This is a genomic window from Acidovorax sp. Root219, assembly GCF_001428665.1.
Taxonomy (GTDB): domain Bacteria; phylum Pseudomonadota; class Gammaproteobacteria; order Burkholderiales; family Burkholderiaceae_C; genus Acidovorax.
In genome coordinates this window covers 219,216-236,879 of record NZ_LMIJ01000010.1, presented here as the reverse complement: position 1 = coordinate 236,879, position 17,664 = coordinate 219,216, and the positions used below count along the sequence as shown (strand labels likewise).

The window sequence follows — 17,664 nt, the reverse complement described above, 5'->3', positions numbered from 1 at the left end:
GTCCGGCATGACCCTGCATGTGCTCCTGTGCAGCCACAACGGGGCACCTTTCATCGCACAGCAGATTGCCTCGATCCGCGCCCAGTCCCGGGCCGTGGACGTGATCCACGTCTTCGACCATGCATCGGAGGACGGCACGCGTGAAGTGCTGGCGCAGCTGGCGCAGGATGCAAGCGAGGCACCGCTGGAACTGCACTGGGTCGACAACGCCCCCGGCCCCGCCTTGTCCTTCTTCAATGCCATGGCGCAACTGGCCCCCAAGGTGGGCGCAGGCGATTGCATTTTCCTGGCCGACCAGGACGATGTATGGCTGCCTGGCAAGGTGGCGGCCATGCTCGATGCCGCCGCCGGGCTGCCGCAGCCCTGGGCGCTGTTCCACGATGTGCAGGTGGTGGACGAGGCGCTCGCGCCCCTGCAGCCCACTTTCTACACCGGCAACCCCTATGCCGTGCCCCGTGACCTCGACGCCCGGCGCCTGTTGCTGGTCAACCCGGTGATCGGGCACACGTTGGCGCTCTCGGGCGACATGCTGGCCTGCGTGGCCCGCCTGCCCGAGCCTTCGGCCTATGTGATGCACGACTGGGCCGTGGCGCTGGTGGCGCAGCGCATGCAGCGCCTGGCCTGCGTGCCGCAATGCCTGTCGCTGTACCGCCAGCACGGCGCCAACCTGCTGGGTGCGTCGCGCCAGCGGTCGCTGGGCGAGCAGCTGCGGCGCGGCATGCAACTGGCCGAGCGGGTGCTGGTCCAGTCCATGGCCTGGGCCCGGGCGCAGCAGGGTGGCGCCCTGCCTGGGGCGTCCCCGGCGGCCCAGGTTCCCGGCTGGCTGTCGATGCCCTGGGCTGGCCGCAGCCGTGTGCGGGTGGCGCTGCACCTGGCCTGGCACGCGCTGGTGTCGGGGCCCACGCGGCGGCGCCGGGCCATGGGGCTCTTTCTGGTGCTGCAGGCGCTGCGCCCGTCGGCCCAAGGCACGCAGCGATGACCGATTCCTCCAGGGGACCGCTGCGCATCGCGGTCATCGGTACCGATGGCCTGCCGGCACGCTATGGTGGCTTCGAGACCTGCGTCGATCAGCTTGCCCCCCGGCTGGCGCGGCGGGGGCATGCCACACTGGTCTTCGGTTCCTCTGTGGGCCGCACCGCATTGGCGGCGGATGGCGAGCGCCTGGCGCACCGCTACCTGCCATTGCGTGCCAACGGCCTGTGGTCGGTGCCCTATGACCTGCTCAACTTCCTGGTGTGCTGGCGCAGGGTGGATGCCATGCTGGTGATGGGCGTGTCGGGCGGCATCTTCCTGCCCCTGCTGCGCCGCATGGCCGGCCCACGGCGCATCATCGTGAATGTGGACGGGCTGGAGACCCGGCGCGACAAATGGACCGGGTTCAAGCGCTGGTTCCTCGAGCGCAGCGAGGCCCTGGCCGTGCGCCACGCCCATGTGGTGGTCAGCGACAACCAGGGCATTGCCGACATGGTGCTGGGCCGCTATGGCCGCACCAGCAGCGTCATCGCCTATGGCTGCGACCATGTGCTGCAGTTGCCTGCGGACCAGGCGCACGCGCTGCTCAAGGAACGCTTTGGCCTGGCGCCCGGCGGTTACCTGTTGACCGTGGCGCGCATCGAACCCGAGAACCACATCGCCGAGATGCTGCAGGCCTTTCTGGCATCGCCCCAGCCGCTGTATGTGCTGGTGGGCAACTTCAGCGCCACGCCGCTGGGGCGTGAGCTGCTCGCGCGTTACCAGGGCGAGCCGCGCGTGCGCTTCATCGATTCCCTGTTCGACCCCAAGGCGCTGGCGGCCCTGCGCGCCGGTTGCCATATCTATTTGCACGGGCACAGCGTGGGGGGCACCAATCCCTCGCTGGTCGAGATGCTGCCGTACCAGCGGCCGCTGCTGGCCTTCGATTGCGTCTTCAATCGCTACACGCTGGGGGACGGGGGGGGCTACTTTGCCGACGTATCCATGCTCACCCGGCAGTTGCAAAGCCCGCAGGAGAGCGCGTGGGTGCCAGGGCCATCGCTGGCGCAGCGCTATCGCTGGGAGGCCATTGCCGACGCCTACGAGGCACTGTGCAGCGGGCCAGGTGCCACGCCATGACGCCGCGCGTTCTGGCCTGCGTGGTGGCGTACCACCCGGACAGCCACAGGCTGTCGGCCTTGATTGCGCGACTGCTGCCGGATGTGGCGCAGGTGCTGGTCATCGACAACGGCCAGACCATCGACCCGGCGGCGGGGCCCTGGTCGGGCATGACCGCCGTGCAGTGGCACTTGGCGCCAGGCAACCTGGGCGTGGGCGCTGCGCTCAACCTGGCGCGCCAGCGGGCGCTGGATGGCGCCTTTGACTTCCTGCTGAGTTTTGACCAGGATTCCCTACCCCCCGCCGGGTACCTGGCCGGCCTGCTGGACATCTGGGCGCGGGCCGGTGAAGCCGCTGGCGGCTGGGCGGCGCTCGGCCCCGCCGTGCGCGACGAAACCACGGGACGGGCACTGCCCGTCCAGCGCGTGGATGCGCATCAGCGCCTGGTGCCGTCTGCAGACCCCTGGTCCGCGCAGCAGGCGGTGGCGGTGGACCACGTGATCACCTCCGGCTGCCTGTACCCGGCTGCAGCGTTGTCCGCCGTAGGCCCGTTCAGAGGGGGCTGGTTTGTGGATATGGTCGATACCGAGTGGTGCTGGCGTGCGCGCCACCGGGGATGGGCGGTGATGCAGACGGGGGCGGTGGTACTGCAGCACACCATTGGCAAGGCGGGCGTGAAGGTGCTGGGGCGCCAGGTGCTGGCGCATCCGCCGCAGCGCATCTACTTCCAGGTGCGCAACACGCTGTGGCTAATGCGTTCCCATGACGTGCCCCGTGGCTGGCGCCGCAAGCTGCTCGCCCCGCTGGCGCGCAAGCTGCTGCTGCAGCCACTGCTGCCCGAGCGGCGGCTGGCGCGCCTGCTCGCCGCAGTCCGGGGCGGGGTGCACGGGCTGTTGCAACGCCCGCCTGGGTAGGGCCGTGCGCCGAGGGAGATGCCGCCGGGTGTGACCGGTGTCGCACCAATGCGCAATATTTTGGACGCAAGAGGGCCTTGTGGTGCAACAATCCGTTGCCATTGCCAGGATAAGCGCATGATCGTGGCTGCATACGACAGAATATAGAATTGCAGACCTGCTCTGAGGGCCGCTGCGGCGGGCTTCAAGCGAAAAATCCCACAGACCTGGTCTCTGCCTGGCATCCACGGCGGTCCTTTTCGTTGACGAGGGACCGGCCCTTGCCGTGCCTGCGCCTTTTTTGCGGAAGCACACCGGTTTCCATGCGCCACAGACCGTTCCCACGTTCCTTTCCTGATCTGAATGCACAACATGCACCCTAGCGAGGCTGAGATCATCCCCTACCACGCCTCACCCGTGCCTCCCGCCCCAGGGGGCGTACTCGTCCTGGCGCCCCATCCCGATGACGAAGTCTTTGGATGCGGCGGGGCCATCATCGGGCATGTTCAGGCGGGGCACTCTGTGCACGTCGTCCTGCTGACCGCAGGCGGGCATGGCGAAGAAGGTGCGGCCAAGGGGTATGCAGACACCCGCCTCTCCGAAAGTACCGACGCGGCCCGTGTGCTGGGCCTGCCGCCGCCCCAGTGCTGGGGCCTGCAGGACCGTGAAGTCACCTATGGCGAAGCGCTGGTGCACAGGATCATCCAGGCGGTGGCCGATACCGGCGCCGACGTGGTGTACGCCCCGTCGCCCTGGGAGCTGCACCCCGACCACCGCGCCACGGCGCTGTGCGCCATCGAGGCCGTGCGCCGGCTGCAGGGCGTGGGCCTGCACCTGTACGAGGTGAGCGCGCCGCTCAGGCCCAACCGGCTGCTGGACATCACGCCCGTGTGGGCGCTCAAGCAGCAGGCCATGCAGGTCTTTGCCAGCCAGGAGAAGAAGCTGCCGTATGCGAGCTTCATTTCCGCGCTCAACCGTTTTCGTGCGCTTACGCTGTTCCCGGCGTCGGAATACGCCGAGGCTTTCGAGAGCTACACCTCGGCCGATCTGCGCGCTGGCGGCCCGCTGCTGATCGAGGGCGAAAGGCAGCGCCTGCTGGGCCGCGGCGTGGCCGTGCTGCCGCAGGACTTGCCGCTGGTATCGGTCATCGTGCGCACCATGGGCCGCCCCACGCTGGCCAAGGCCCTCGGGTCTGTGGCGTTGCAGACCTATCCGCACCTGGACATCGTGCTGGTGGACGCCGCCGGCGACGGCTTGCCTGGTACGAAGTGGGCCGACGGCCCCGTGCCGGTCACCCTGGTCTCCCAGGGCAAGAAGCTCAACCGCGCGCTGGCGGCCAATGCCGGCATGGCGGCGGCCACGGGCGAATACCTCATCTTCCTGGACGACGACGACTGGTTCTACCCGGACCACATTGCCAAGCTGGTGCTGGCCGTGCGCCAGAGCACCACGGTCAAGGCGGTGCACACGGCGGTGGAGTGCGTCGATGCCCAGAGCGAGCCCGTGGGAGAGATCTTCCAGTTCCCCTATGCCTCGGGCGAGCTGCGCTACGGCAACTTCATGCCCATCCACTCGGTGCTGTTCCATCGCAGCCTGGTGCAGGCCGGCGGGGCCGCCTTCGACGAGCGCTTCGATCTGTACGAGGACTGGGATTTCTGGCTGCAGGTGGAAAGCCGCACGCCGTTCGAGTTCGTGCCCGGCGTATCGGCTGCCTACCGCATCCATGCCGGGGCCGGTGAGGGCGTGCAGGCCGACCGCCAGCGCGCGGCCGATGCCACGGCCCAGTTGTATGCCAAATGGCAGGTGCTGCAGTCCAAGCAGACCTTCGAGGAACTGGTCACACGCTCGTTGTCGCGGCGCAGTGTGCTTTCGCAACTGGTAGAGCGCAGCAAGGATGTGAAGCGCCTGGCGCAGGACCTGGTGGACCAGCAGCAGCGCGCCATGGATGCCATGCAGGCGGCCGACAAGGCCCGTCAGGATGCTCACCACCTGGGCGAGGCGCATGACCTGGCCTGCGCCGCGCGCGACGTGGTGCAGCAAGAGCGCGATGCCACCATCGTCGAACTCCATGCCGTGATGCGCGAGCGAGACCTGGCCCACCAGCACGGCGCGAACGTGCTGGACCTGTACACCGACGCCCAGGCGCACATCGGTTCCCTGGAGGCTTCTGCCGCTGCCCTCTCGGCCGAGATCGCCTTGGCGCGCAACCACGCGCACAACCTGCAGACCATGCTCGATGGCACGCAGCACCAGTTGCGCCTGGTAACAGGGTCGCGCTCGTGGAAGATCACCCGGCCGTTGCGCCTGGTGGTCCGGCTGCCGCGCTACGCCAGGAGCGTCGTGGCGGCCTATTCGGTGGCCCGCAGTCGGGGTCTGGGCCTGTCGCACCTCGCCAAGCGCACGGTATCGGTGCTGCGCACCCAGGGGGTGCAGGGCGTGCGCCAGCGCCTGCGCCGCATGCTGCATGGCTCCGAACATGGCCTGGAAGCCCTGGATTCCGGCGCACCTGTGCTGGACACCGTGCCCGGTGCCACACCACGCAGTTATGCCGACTGGGTGGCGAAATACGACACCATGGACCCGGTCAAGCTCTCGCGCCTGGTGGCCGAGGCGGCCGAGCTGCCGCGCAAGGCGCTGGTTTCCATCGTCATGCCGGTCTACAACCCCGACCCGCAGGATGTGGGCCGTGCCATCGCATCGGTGAAGAGCCAGGTCTACCCGCACTGGGAGCTGTGCATCTGCGACGATGCCTCGACCAAGGCCGGTACGCGTGAATTGCTGGAGGCTGCAGCCGCCGGAGAGCCGCGCATCCGACTGGCCTTTCACGACAAGAACCAGCACATCTCCGCGGCGACCAACACGGCCATCGCCCTGGCCAAGGGCCAGTACATCGCCCTGCTGGACCACGACGACGAACTCACGCCCCATGCGCTGCTGCGCGCCATGCAGGCCTTTGCGCGCCACCCGCAGGGCAAGGTGCTGTATTCCGACGAGGACAAGATCGACCAGACCGGCCGGCGCTTCGATCCGTATTTCAAGCCCGATTTCAACCTGGGCCTGCTGCGCTCGCACAACTACATGTGCCACTTCGCGGTCTATGACGCCGACTTCATGCGCCAGCTCGGTGGCCCGCGCGTGGGCTTCGAGGGCGCGCAAGACTACGACCTGGCGCTGCGCGCCATCGACAGCGTGGAAGCCGCCGCCGTGCTCCACGTGCCGCAGATCCTCTACCACTGGCGCACGGCAACCGGCAGCACGGCATCGGGCCATGGCAACAAGAGCTATGCCTTCGAGGCCGGCCGGCGTGCGCTGCAGGAGCATCTGCAGCGCCGCGGCCTGCAGGGCGAGGTGCTGGAGGCGCCCGAGGCCTCGGGCATGTACCGCGTGCGCTGGGGCATACCGGCCAACCCGCCGCTGGTGAGCATCGTCATCCCCACCCGCAATGGCGAGAAGATCCTGCGCCAGTGCCTCGACAGCCTGGTGCAGACCCGCTACCCCAACTACGAAATCATCGTGATGGACAACGGCAGCGACGAAGCCGCTTCGCTGCAGTTGCTGGCCGAACGCACGGCGTCGGGGCAGATCCGGGTGCTGCGCGACGATGGCCCGTTCAACTTCTCGGCCATCAACAACCGTGCGGTGCGCGAAGCCACGTGTGGCGAGTTCGTGCTGCTGATGAACAACGATATCGAGGCCACCCACCCCGAATGGCTCGACGAGATGGTGGGCCCGGCCCTGGAGCCCGGCGTGGGCTGCGTGGGCGCCCGGCTGTGGTACCCCGATGGCCGCATCCAGCACGCGGGCGTGGTGCTGGTCTGCGGCGTAGCCGGCCATGCGCACAAGCTGCTGGCGCGCGGCCAGCATGGCTACATGGGCCGCGCGGTGCTGGCGCAGGACTTTGTGGCCGTGACGGCGGCCTGCCTGCTGCTGCGCAAGTCGGTCTACGAAGAGGTGAGCGGCCTGGACGAGAGCCTGGCCGTGGCCTTCAATGACGTGGACTTCTGCCTGCGCGTGCGTGAGGCGGGCTACCGCAACCACTGGACGCCCTATGCCGAACTGATCCACCACGAGTCCGTCTCGCGCGGCTATGAGGACACGCCCGAGAAGCAAAAGCGCTTCAACTCGGAAGTGAAGATCCTGCAGACCCGTTGGCCCGCCTTGCTGGCCAACGACCCCTGCTACAACCCCAACCTGACCATCGACGCCGAAGATTTTTCGCTGGCCTGGCCCCCCCGCGTTTCCTGAAACGGCGCTTGTCGCCGTCCTCACTTGCCTGACCGTTTCCTTCCTTGAATCCACCGTATGAGCCGACTTGACTCCCTTTTGCCCCTGCTGGCCTGCCCGCGTTGCGGCTCCAGACTGATCCAGCACGAGAGCCGGGTGGTGTGTGGCGGCTGCGAGGCGGCCTACCCCCTGCGCAATGGGGTGCCCGTGCTGCTGCCGGAAACCATCGAGGAGGCGGGAACGGGGGAGGCCTCGGTGGACGATCCGGTATCGCGCCACCCCTACAGCCAGGAGTCGCTCAGGATCATCGAGGAGCACCGGGACGAATGGGTGCTCGACTTGGGCGCAGGCGGCAAGCTGCAGCGCTGGGACAACGTGGTGCAGATCGACATCTTTCGCTACCCCATGACGGACGTGGTCGGCTCTGCCGACCGGCTGCCGTTCCGGGACAACAGCTTTGGCGCGGTGATCAGCCAGGCGGTGTTCGAGCACCTGCAGTACCCTCAGGCGGCGGTGGAGGAGATTCGCCGCGTGCTCAAGCCGGGCGGCGTGGTCAAGATCGACACCGCCTTCCTGCAGCCCGAACACGGCTACCCCCACCATTTCTACAACGCCACCGAAACCGGCCTGCGCGAGTGGTTCCGCGAGTTTGACCTGCGTTGGAGCGGTGTGGAACCCCACCAGCACCCGCGGTGGTCGCTGAGCTGGTTCCTCGGGGTCTACCTGGACCGCCTGCCCGCCGATGCGGCGGCACTGCTGCGCACCACGCCGCTGGGCGAGGTGGTCGACGCCCTGCAGCGTTCCGGCACGGGGGCGGCCCAGCCGCAGGACGTGGCCATCATGGATGCCCTCGGCGCGCTGCCCGAACACCACCTGCGCACGCTGGCTGCGGGGGTGTCCATTCGGGCGGTCAATCCTCCCAAGACCTTGTCTTCGACATCGATGCCATCCCTGGCGGGTGCGTCCCCCGTCGTGGCCACCGATCTGGACCGCAAGCTGGCTGCCGCGCGCATGGACCTGGAATACCTGCGCTCGGAGCTGACCACGGTGCATGAGCGCCAGTTGCTCGCCAACGACCAGGCGCGCTACATGGCGCAGTACTACCGCCTGATCGCCGATGCTGGCGAAGAGGTATCCCTCGGGGCCGGACGACGAGCGCATGCCCTGTTCCACGCCAAGAACATGGTGCGCGCCGTGGTGCCGCCAGGCATGTGGCGGTTCATGAGGGATGGCTGGCGCACATTGTCTGGCGCAAGCGCCGTGCAGGGCGCGCAAACAGTCCATTCCCAGGCAATGGCCGCGCCATTCGTCTCGGCGGTGGTGCAGCCTTTCGACGTGGCGGCGCTCACCGCCACCTTCTTCTCGCTGGTGCACCAGACCTACTCGGGCTGGGAACTGCTGCTGCTGGGGCACCCCGACCAGTCACCCGCAGTGCGCAGGGCCATGGAAGACTTTGCCCGGCTCGATGCGCGGCTGACCATCGTTGCGCGGACGGATCCCGAAGGCGACTACGATTGGCGCGGACAGTATCGCCTGGTGCTGCAGGAGGGCACCACGCTCTCCTTCAACGCGCTGCAGGAGATGTTCACCTTGGCCAAAGTGCGCCCCGATACCTGGGCCATCATGGCAGACTACGACGCCTTCCTGGGGCGCGATGACGTGATGCCGCCCATGCGCTGCCTGAGCGCTCCGGTGCCGCAGACCGACAGTTCGTTTGCTGTCTTGGCGCCTTGCGTCCTGCTCGCGGGTGACGCATTGCGCCGAAATGGTGGCCGCAGCATCATTGATGTGAACTATCAGCAGGTCGCCCATATCCCATTGGTGCTTTTTCACACGCTGCAAGAGCCCTCATCCCTGCGAGTCGCTCCCCCGTGATTCGTTGAACCTCCACACTATCTTGAGACACGCATGAAGAATTTTGCACAAAAAATCACGCTCGCCGCTGCCATGGTCGCGGCATTGCCATGGCTGGCCGGCTGCGCGACCTCGCAGACTGCAGGCAATGCAGCAGTTGCGCCAAGTACGGTTTCGAAGGAGTCCAAGCCGCTGAACCTGGTGTTCGAATCGCCTGCGCTTGAGCCCAAAATGGCGCAGATCGGCGTGCTTACCAATTTCAAACGCTATTGGCAAGCCCATGTGGACCGCAACTGGGGCGTGCGCTACGATCTGGAGCACGGGATCGACCCCAAGCGGACGGATTCCAAGTTCTATGCCGATTACCATGCGAAAGCATGGATCCTGAAATCCATCAAGGTGCATGATGTCACCCAGGATGGCAAGAATGCCAATGTGGAAGTCGAACTCACACTGGTCGATCCGACCGGGAAGAAGTCTGACTCCAATTTCCGCACCTCCGATATCTGGGAGATCGTGGATGGGCAGTGGAAGCACGTCAATCTCGACGCTGTTCTGAAGTCTCGCTGATGAGGGGCCGTGGCAGTGCTGCAAGGGTCAGTTGGGTACGCCCGCTGGCTCTCTGGCGACTTGCCTCTGGCCCGCTGTGCCGCAGCAGGGCAGGCCGCAGGCTTGCCGTGTCGGGCGCAGGAAAAGGACAACGGGCGCTTGTTGCTGAGGTGCAACATCCTTCGCCCTAGTTGTGACACCAAACACATTTTATCTACGCACCCCTGCGCAAACCGGGGGGCGATTGTGTAGGATGCGAATCAACAGTCCATAGAGTCCGCTTGTCTAGATTGTGTACGCGGGGCGGATTGTTGAAGTATCTGGTGTAAACTTGTAAAGCTATGAGTGTGGGCTTGCTCAGGTGCTTTTTTTAATTTTTATGGAGAAATCTGTGATGAAGAAGAAACTTCTTGCTGTAGCAATGGGCGCCATGCTCGCTGCTGGTGCTGCAAACGCTGTGACCGTGAATCACGCTGGTTTGGGTGATTTGCTGGTCGCTCCCTCGTATTTCATCGGTGGGGGATGGCAAAGTGAGTTGAAGGTTATCAACACTAGCCTGACGCAATCCGTCGTCGCCAAGGTCGTGATTCACGACAATGAGCGCTCCGAAGAACGTCTTGACTTCTTGATCTACCTGTCGCCTGGCGACGTGTGGGTCGGTACCCTGGCAAGCCAAGCTGCTGCCGCCAACGGCCAAACGACGCGTTCGGTTGTGACGTCCAGCGACGACTCGATCCTGCTGCCTAACTCCAACACCTTCGCATCCGCTGCTACCCCGGCAGTGATCGTGAGCGGTGCTGGCGAAGGCCGCTCGCCACTGACCAACATCGGTTACATCACGATCATCGAATCGCAAGCATTCGACCTCGCTCCTAACCGTCCTGGCGTTGCCAAGGCTGCCATCAAGGCCGCATTTGACGCAGCTCCAGCTGTGGTCGCTGACACCAACACGCCTAACGTGCTGGCCGGTTTCCTGACCATCTCGAACTCGCTGAACGGTCAGAACGCTTCGCTGCCTACCCTGGCACTGGCTGACTACAACAACCGCATCAAGCAAAACATCGGTGTTGACTCCAGCCTGGGCGCTCCACGTTCGCAAGCTACGGTTGCTGACATCGAAGACGCACTGTGGAAGACCTCCTTCGTCGTGCCTTACGTGGTCGGCGGTTCGCAATCTTCGCTGGTGTCCTTCACGTTCCCCACGAAGCTGACGTACCGTAACGTCATCAGCGGCCAGTACCCCTTCCAACAGAAGGTGCAGATCGCTGCTGACGTGTTCGATTACAGCGAAAACACCATCGCCGGTCCAACGTTCAACATCTCGCCTCTGCCACCAGCATCGTCGACCAGCGTGTTCGAACACGACTGGCTGGCCTTCGGTAGCCAGATCAGCGTGGGCACGTTCACCGCTGGCTGGGCTAACGTTCGCTACGCAAACCCAACGGTCTCCGTTGGCCAAACCTCGGCTCCTTCTGTGAACCTGGGCAAGTCGGGTGGTCCTGGCGTTGTTACCTACATCAACACGATTGGCCCAGAAGTCACGTGGCACTACGCTCCTTNTTTTTTTTTGGGCGGATGCAATGCGGTATCTAATTGTTATTTTTTTGGCTGCAATGGGCACGTTTGCACAGGCTGCAAATTTTGTTTCGATGCACCAGTCAGCACACAGAATTGCCCTGTCTCTGCCGTCCGGCAGCAGCAGCTATACCTTCGACACCAAGGTCGGCTTCAAGGAGCAGTACGCGCCTACCGGCGTGACGGGTTGTGCCATCGGTTTTGGCACCGGCGGCTGTGCCTTCCCTGGCGGCGGATCGCTGTCCCTGCCTGAGTTCACCGGCTTCCAGATGCAGAGCCAGGAATTCAAGATCTTCATTCCTGCAGGCACGCGCTCGTTCCTGTTCTCGGGCTACGCGGCCCAAACTACCCAGTCGGCCTTCGTGCTGCGCTACGGCAAGGAGCCGACCCGTGTCGCTCCCCTGAGCGGCGCAGAGTACCAGGCTGCACAGACCGGCGAGCGCATCGACTCCTCGTTCACACGCCTCATCAATGAAGACGTCGACCATTTCGTCGTGCACGACGGTGGTGGCACCCTGCGCTTCGTGGGCGGCCAGCTCGATGCCAACCGCAGCAGCACTGACCAGGGCAAATGGCTCTATGTGCGCCAGCTGAGCGGCGCCGGGCTCTATGACTACCAGGGCGCCCTCGACGTCGACATGCCCAAGTATGCGGCCGGTTACGCCAAGATCTCCTGGACGACCAGCCCCTTCCCGGATCCCGTGGACGCTGCTTCGCCTACGACCCCGACGACCCCGACGACGCCCACCACGCCGACGACACCTACTACGCCGACGATTCCGACCATCCCCACCACACCGACCGCGCCCACCACGCCTGGATCGGTGACCACCAACGTGGTGTCCACAGCAGGCCAGCCTCTGAAGCTGGATATCACGTTGACGCAGACCACTGCAGACGTCGCTGCCAGCGAGAAGACCAGTGTGTGGATCGCGGCGCGCATTCCAGCCAATGGTCTGTTCTTCACGACCGATGTGTGGTTTTTCCGCAAGGTTGACAGCTGGGTTCAGCTCGGACTGCCCAACCCTGAAACCGTTGCGTACTCCAGTCAGATCACCAATGCAGGAACCCTCAAGTTCACACCCACCATGGATCTGACGGCTGATGACCTGCGTGCGTTCAACGTCGAAATCTATTTCGGCTTCAGGAACAGCAACGGTTCCTTCGTCAACAAGGGCAAGATCTGGTAAACACCAGCCAGCGCTTTGCTCATACGTAAAAAAGGCCCCGAGGGGCCTTTTTTTATTCCATGAAGTGATCGCGCGGCGGGTCGGATTGATTGCTGCGATCTCTTCGCCACCGCTGCTGGTCCCGCGCACAGCGCCGGGGCCAAGACGCCGCGGGGCAGAAGGAGCAACGCCCGACAAACCGGTTCCTCGGTTGTGAACCGTTTCGCTTCGATGCTTTCTGCCGCGCAGCCTCCTAAGTGGGCTTCATTGCCGGGGTGCGCTGGGAACCTGGAAAGGGTTGGCACCCTGGTTCTGCTGCATGTTGGCATTGTTGCGTGCAGCATTCAGTGCCTCGGACAGGCTGTTGAACACCGTGTTGGCTGCGTTCGGTGAGTTGGCTGCCGGTGGGGCCGCCGGGGCTGCCGCTGCCTGCTGCTGGGCCGCCTGCCCGGCATTGGCCCCTGGTGGGGGCGCGACCGCTGCGGCGGCTGCCTGCGTGGCGGCGGGATCCCCGGCAGGCGCCTGTACCACCGGCGTCGCGCCCTGAACGGGCGACTGGCCCTGCGCCACAGGGGCTGGCGCCCCGGGGCCGGCAGCCCTGTCCGTCTTCTTGGTGAAATAGATGCTCTGGTGCCCGCCGGGTGCTGACAGCACCACGTGGGTGGGGTGCACCTGTGTCAGCGTGAATTCGCCCAGTGCCTGCCCCTCGCGGAAGGTCGAGAAGGGGCGCCCCTCGGTGGCCGAGCTGGCAAAGCGCGGCCCCAGGCGCACATTGGCCATTTTGACGCTGCCCGCAATCACCACACCGTACAACTGCAGGTCCTGGTCGGTCACCACGGCGGGTGGCGGCGGTGGTGGTGGCGGCGGGACGGGTGGGACGCGATCCGGCCATGCCTTGCGCTGGGCGTCGAAGGGGTTGGCGCCCCCCGCCTGGAGGGAGGCGGCCGCAGGAGGCGCAGTTGCGGGCGAGGGGGCAGCCACCACAGTGCCTGGGCGCGCGAGCGCGCCAGGAGCGGTACCCTGGGGGGCGGTCTGCGCCAGTGCTTGTCCACCCAGGGCGATGCCGGCGACGGCCATTGCCAACTGCATAGCCATGGCGCTGGGCGACGGCTTGTCCGGCGGGGGTGAAAGGAAACCAAGAGTAGACATGTACTCACTCCCAAGAAGTCGAAATGCCGGGCAAGCCTGGCGGGGAAAAGTGCTGCTGGCACGGCCTGACGGGGCGGTCAGGACATGAAGGCGGTGGGTGGCAAAGGTGCCTCGGGCGGCTTGTCGGCATGCCCTATCGGGCGTGATTTTCGCAGAGTGGCGGGTGCACATCGCGCTACAGGATGTGTCGGGTCCCGGGCCAGTGACGCACCGTTCAACCTGTGGAACCTGTTCCTGTCTCCCGTGGGGCGGTATGCGGCGGCTCCAGCATGGCCATCACTTCGGGTCCATCGCGGTCATCCACCCGGCTGCTGCGCAAGCGCACAAACACGGTGCCGGAGCCGAAATGCCCCAGCGTCTGGTATGAGGCCGATGCCCGTGCCCCGGTTCCCAGGTGCCCGACACAGATCTGCCGCAAAGGATCGGGGCTGAGCTCCAGCACCCAGCCTGCCTGCAGAGGTGCGGGCACCTCCAGCTCTATGCCTTCGAGGGTGCGTCGGCTTGGCTGGCTAAGGTCCCCCAGCGGCCCGGGCGGTATCTGCTGCAGCCGGTGGGCCTTGTGCAGCCAGCAGTCGTCGGCATGGTGTTTGGCGAAGTAGACGGCGGCGCCGGCCTCCATTAGGCCCTGCTTGTGGGGGGCGTTGCGCCAGGCATGAATGGCCTGCGCCTCCGGCGCCATGGCCATGCCCAAGCCCTGCCGGCGCAAGCGCAGGCAGAGGTCGGAGTCCTCGAAGTACATGAAGAAACGCGGGTCGAACAGGTCTCCGCCTGCGTCCAGTGCACTGCGGTGCACCATGACCGCGCCACCGGACAGCGCCCGCTGGCGCAGCGGTGCATGGCGGGCTTGCCAGTAGCGCAAGGCCTCAGCCCCCGTGGCGTGGCGAACCCGATCCCGGATGGGGGGCTCCCTGCGGGCCCGCTCGGTGGCCCATGCGCGCACGGCCGTGGGCAGCCAGCTGGGCGGCAGGCGCCACTGCAGGGCCGCATCCAGGAACTGTCGGGGGGCGATCGCTCCCAGCGTGGGGTCGTGGGCAAGTGCTTCGATCAGTGCCGCCGTGCAGCCCTTGACCAGGCGTACATCAGGGTTCACCAGGAAAAAGCAGTCGGCCGAAGAGGCAGCCACAGCCAGATTGCAGCCCCGGCCGAATCCGATGTTCCCCTCGGCGCGATGGCAGTGGACTGCCTGCGGGAGCAGTGATCGCAGCAAGGCCCATTCGGCATCGTCATCGCTGTTGTCGACCACGCGCACCTCGAGGCCCGGCGCATCCGACAGCACCGACGCCACTGCCAACGTAACCTCGGCGGCATCCCTGTAGTTCACCAGAACGGCGCAGCAGCTCAAGCCCATGGGCCCTCCTTGAGCGGGGTGGCGCGCACCAGGAAGGCATAGGTATTCCAGCTCGCCGGATCCGCCTTCAGGCGCGGGGTGTGCGCCCAGTGGCTGGCCCAGTCTTCGGGGGCGGGCACCTGGACGCGCTCCAGGTGATCCACTGCAAATCCTGCGCTGGTCAGCAAGTCCTGCAGGGTCTTCCAGGTGAAGAAGCGTACATGGGTGACGCAGTGGATGCCCAGCGGGCAGTAGTCCCAACGCCCCTCGATCAGGTCGGCCATCACGCCCCAGTGGCCCACATTGGGAATGGAGATGAGCACCGATCCGCCCGGCGCCAGCAGGCCCCGGGCCCTGGCCAGCCAGGCACGCGGGTCGTTGGCATGCTCCAGCACGTCCAGAAAACTGATGCAGTCGAACGCGCCCTGGCCTTGCCCCGGGAGCCCTGCGAACGGCTGCGTGAGAAAGTCGCCCTGCCACACATGGTCCACCTGGGTGCGTGCGGTGCGGCAGGCCTCTTGCGAATACTCGGCCAGGTGGGTCTCGCAGCCGCGCAGTTCCTTGACAGCCTGCAGGAAGCCGCCCTCACCACCGCCCACGTCCAGCACACGGGCCACGCCGGCAGGTAGCAGGGGCAGCATGTCCTCGCGCCGCGCCTGGTGGTAGCTGGCAAAGTCGTGCACGAAGGCACCGGGTACCCAATGGGCGCTGCTGCGCACGGTGCCGGCGCGCACGGCGGCCACCGTGGTCAGCGTCACCAGCGGTACATGCTGGCCACTGTCGAGGAGGAGGGGGAGCTCGCGGGCACCCAGTTGCTCCAGGTAGCGCTCCATGCCGCGCACCGTGCAGTAGTCGGGTGCCAGGGCCGGGGGAAAGCCCGGGTCGAAAGCGTGCATCGCCGTGGGCGCATCCTGTGCATCGTCGAGCGCCTGCCCCAGCCGCTCCAGCACATCGGGGTCGATCATGGCGTGGCCATGGCGCAGCAGCAGAACGCGGGCGTTCCCGTCCAGCGGGGCCGCGGCCGGTGCTTGCTCCAGGGCCTGGTGCCATGCCTGCGGGCTGGCCAGCGCCTGCGTTTCCAGCCACACGGTGGGTGGTGGCAGCACGCGGTGCAACTGGTCCCAGCCATGGCGAAATTCTTCCGACGACAGCGGGCTCGACGCGGTGGAGACGATGACCAGGGCAATGGGGGTCATGGGGCTGCCTTTTCCAGGGGGTCAACACCGTCGCCCAGCAGCGACTGCGCCATGGCGCGCACGTCGCCGCGCTGCTGAATCGCCACACAGGTGGTCGTCACAGGCAAGTGGGACTCCCACTTGGCTTCGAAGGCCGTGCCGCTGTGCGCAATCCGCTGGGCCGTGGCGCGGGGTAGAGGGGGCTGCGAAGGCGTGTCCGACCAGTGCTCGCAAAAAGCATCCACTGCGGCCGCTTGCTGGCCTGCAGCCTGAGCCTGCAGCACCAGGTCGGTGGCGTAGAAGTCCCATCCCAGCGCGGGATCCATGCGCAGGCCGCTGTCGCTGCGCACCGCCACCAGGAGTTCATCAAGGCTGTCCACCAGGCTGGGCAGTTCCGCAGGGCCGCGCAGCACATGGCCGCGGTCAAGCACGTGGCCTGCATGGCGTGCCTGTACGCCGGCGCCGATGACACCGTAGGCGCCCACGATGGAAAGCCGGCCCAGTCGCTGCTCGGCCTGCGCGATGGCCTGGCTGAACAATGTGTCCCAGCCCTCAGGCAGCACCACATCCTGGTGCAGCCATACCACCCAGCGGTGGGGGGGGCTCGCATCCATCACGTCGTTGAAAGCCTCTGCCGCTGAGCTGGCATTCCAGCGCAGCCAAAGGGGGCGCTTGCCCGCCTGCAGGCAGTGCGAGGTCAGTAGCCGCGCGCGGGCCACCTCCCAGCGGCTCACACAGGCCAGGAAAAGGAATTCATCATCATCCACGCAAGAGGTCATGGTTGGAGGTGTCTTTCAGCAGGCCGGGTACAGCGGTAGCAAGTGAGATCCCCACCACCGCGCGGGGTTCACGCGGATGTGTTGCTCCATGAACGCAAAGGCCCGTGCATAGGTGGCCTGGGCATCGTCCTGGGGGTCCCACAGCGGCGACAGGGCCACCGAATGCCGGCGGCCACCGTGGGCATGGCAGGCAAAGGCCGCCAGCAGGCTGCCCGACTGCGTGGCCAGGCGCAGCGCGCCCTGGGCTACCTTGCGTTGCGCGCCCAGAAAAGGCAGGCACACGCCGGGGCCGTCGGGCGGTGCCGGGGCATCGGCCAGCACCACAACCACATCGCCCTGGGCCAACATGCGGTAAAAATAGCGCATCGAGGTTTCCGCATCCGCCAGCTTGCCGCCCTGCAGATGGCGCTCCAGCCCGCTGTACTTCAGCCGGAAATGGGCCCTGATGGCAGGGTGCACACGCGGGTCTTCCGACACGATGGACATGACAGGGTGGACGCGCGTGCCGCGGCTGGCCAGGGCCGCAATACCCAGCACGAAGGTTTCCAGATGCGGTGTCACCAGCACAAGGCCGCGCCCCGGTGGGCGGGTGGCCAGCGTGTCCAGCGCTTGCGCCGCCTCGATGTCGAAATGCGAAAGGCCCCGCAATTGCAATGCCCGCGCTTCCATTTCTTCGCGGGCCACGGTTTCGAAGCGCTCCACCACTGCGTCGGCCACTTGTTCGGGCGGCAGGAGCTGTGCCAGGCCCTGTTCGACCATGGCCGCCACATGCCGGTGACCCAGGCTCAGCGAGACCCAGTCGCGGTCGTGGTGGGCATTGATAGCGCCGCGCCAGCGGGCCATGGGATAGGCCAGGGCATCAGGCAACCGTGCCATGGCGGGCACCAGCCAGCCGTACTC

Annotated in this window: 11 protein-coding genes; 6 read left to right on the top strand and 5 right to left on the bottom strand. The window is 66.1% G+C overall.

The window, feature by feature from the left end; translation table 11 throughout:
• Window positions 1-7: 7 nt before the first annotated feature.
• The 6 genes from ASE28_RS09390 to ASE28_RS09365 all read left to right on the top strand — a co-directional run bounded on the left by ASE28_RS09390 (window position 8) and on the right by ASE28_RS09365 (window position 9,611).
• A complete protein-coding gene (locus tag ASE28_RS09390) occupies window positions 8-979 on the top strand; it encodes a glycosyltransferase (protein WP_057266377.1) in 972 nt (323 codons plus the stop codon).
• Window positions 976-2,091, top strand: a complete 1,116-nt coding sequence (locus tag ASE28_RS09385) for a DUF1972 domain-containing protein (protein ID WP_057200030.1) — start codon at window positions 976-978, stop codon at window positions 2,089-2,091. Before ASE28_RS09390 ends, ASE28_RS09385 begins: the two co-directional genes overlap by 4 nt.
• Window positions 2,088-2,984 carry a hypothetical protein gene (locus tag ASE28_RS09380; protein ID WP_057266376.1) on the top strand — a complete coding sequence of 299 codons (897 nt, stop codon included), beginning with the start codon at window positions 2,088-2,090 and terminating at the stop codon, window positions 2,982-2,984. The genes ASE28_RS09385 and ASE28_RS09380 overlap by 4 nt, the downstream gene beginning before the upstream one ends.
• Before the next feature lie 342 nt (window positions 2,985-3,326).
• Window positions 3,327-7,208, top strand: a complete 3,882-nt coding sequence (locus ASE28_RS09375) for a glycosyltransferase (RefSeq protein WP_082608004.1) — start codon at window positions 3,327-3,329, stop codon at window positions 7,206-7,208.
• Between the two features lie 57 nt (window positions 7,209-7,265).
• Window positions 7,266-9,062 carry a methyltransferase domain-containing protein gene (locus tag ASE28_RS09370; protein ID WP_157421924.1) on the top strand — a complete coding sequence of 599 codons (1,797 nt, stop codon included), beginning with the start codon at window positions 7,266-7,268 and terminating at the stop codon, window positions 9,060-9,062.
• Window positions 9,063-9,095: 33 nt separating this feature from the next.
• Window positions 9,096-9,611 (top strand): hypothetical protein, encoded by a 516-nt coding sequence (locus ASE28_RS09365; protein WP_057266373.1) that lies wholly within the window; start codon window positions 9,096-9,098, stop codon window positions 9,609-9,611.
• Between the two features lie 2,987 nt (window positions 9,612-12,598).
• Here the strand turns inward: ASE28_RS09365 and ASE28_RS09355 are convergent.
• The 5 genes from ASE28_RS09355 to ASE28_RS09335 form a co-directional block, all read right to left on the bottom strand.
• Complete coding sequence (locus ASE28_RS09355) at window positions 12,599-13,483, bottom strand: hypothetical protein (RefSeq protein ID WP_157421923.1); 885 nt, start codon at window positions 13,481-13,483, stop codon at window positions 12,599-12,601.
• A gap of 214 nt (window positions 13,484-13,697) precedes the next feature.
• Window positions 13,698-14,831, bottom strand: a complete 1,134-nt coding sequence (locus ASE28_RS09350) for a glycosyltransferase family 2 protein (protein ID WP_057266370.1) — start codon at window positions 14,829-14,831, stop codon at window positions 13,698-13,700.
• Complete coding sequence (locus ASE28_RS09345) at window positions 14,822-16,006, bottom strand: bifunctional 2-polyprenyl-6-hydroxyphenol methylase/3-demethylubiquinol 3-O-methyltransferase UbiG (protein WP_057266369.1); 1,185 nt, start codon at window positions 16,004-16,006, stop codon at window positions 14,822-14,824. Before ASE28_RS09345 ends, ASE28_RS09350 begins: the two co-directional genes overlap by 10 nt.
• Window positions 16,003-16,764 (bottom strand): hypothetical protein, encoded by a 762-nt coding sequence (locus tag ASE28_RS09340; RefSeq protein WP_057266368.1) that lies wholly within the window; start codon window positions 16,762-16,764, stop codon window positions 16,003-16,005. Before ASE28_RS09340 ends, ASE28_RS09345 begins: the two co-directional genes overlap by 4 nt.
• A 15-nt stretch (window positions 16,765-16,779) precedes the next feature.
• Entirely contained in the window at window positions 16,780-17,640 is an 861-nt protein-coding gene (locus tag ASE28_RS09335; protein WP_162261371.1) for a hypothetical protein, read from the bottom strand.
• Window positions 17,641-17,664: the final 24 nt, after the last annotated feature.

Coding starts and splice junctions, on each gene's coding strand:
- ASE28_RS09390 (WP_057266377.1), top strand. CDS start 8: ATGACCCTGCATGTGCTCCTGTGCAGCCACAACGGGGCACCTTTCATC.
- ASE28_RS09385 (WP_057200030.1), top strand. CDS start 976: ATGACCGATTCCTCCAGGGGACCGCTGCGCATCGCGGTCATCGGTACC.
- ASE28_RS09380 (WP_057266376.1), top strand. CDS start 2,088: ATGACGCCGCGCGTTCTGGCCTGCGTGGTGGCGTACCACCCGGACAGC.
- ASE28_RS09375 (WP_082608004.1), top strand. CDS start 3,327: ATGCACAACATGCACCCTAGCGAGGCTGAGATCATCCCCTACCACGCC.
- ASE28_RS09370 (WP_157421924.1), top strand. CDS start 7,266: ATGAGCCGACTTGACTCCCTTTTGCCCCTGCTGGCCTGCCCGCGTTGC.
- ASE28_RS09365 (WP_057266373.1), top strand. CDS start 9,096: ATGAAGAATTTTGCACAAAAAATCACGCTCGCCGCTGCCATGGTCGCG.
- ASE28_RS09355 (WP_157421923.1), bottom strand. CDS start 13,483: ATGTCTACTCTTGGTTTCCTTTCACCCCCGCCGGACAAGCCGTCGCCC.
- ASE28_RS09350 (WP_057266370.1), bottom strand. CDS start 14,831: ATGGGCTTGAGCTGCTGCGCCGTTCTGGTGAACTACAGGGATGCCGCC.
- ASE28_RS09345 (WP_057266369.1), bottom strand. CDS start 16,006: ATGACCCCCATTGCCCTGGTCATCGTCTCCACCGCGTCGAGCCCGCTG.
- ASE28_RS09340 (WP_057266368.1), bottom strand. CDS start 16,764: ATGACCTCTTGCGTGGATGATGATGAATTCCTTTTCCTGGCCTGTGTG.
- ASE28_RS09335 (WP_162261371.1), bottom strand. CDS start 17,640: ATGGCACGGTTGCCTGATGCCCTGGCCTATCCCATGGCCCGCTGGCGC.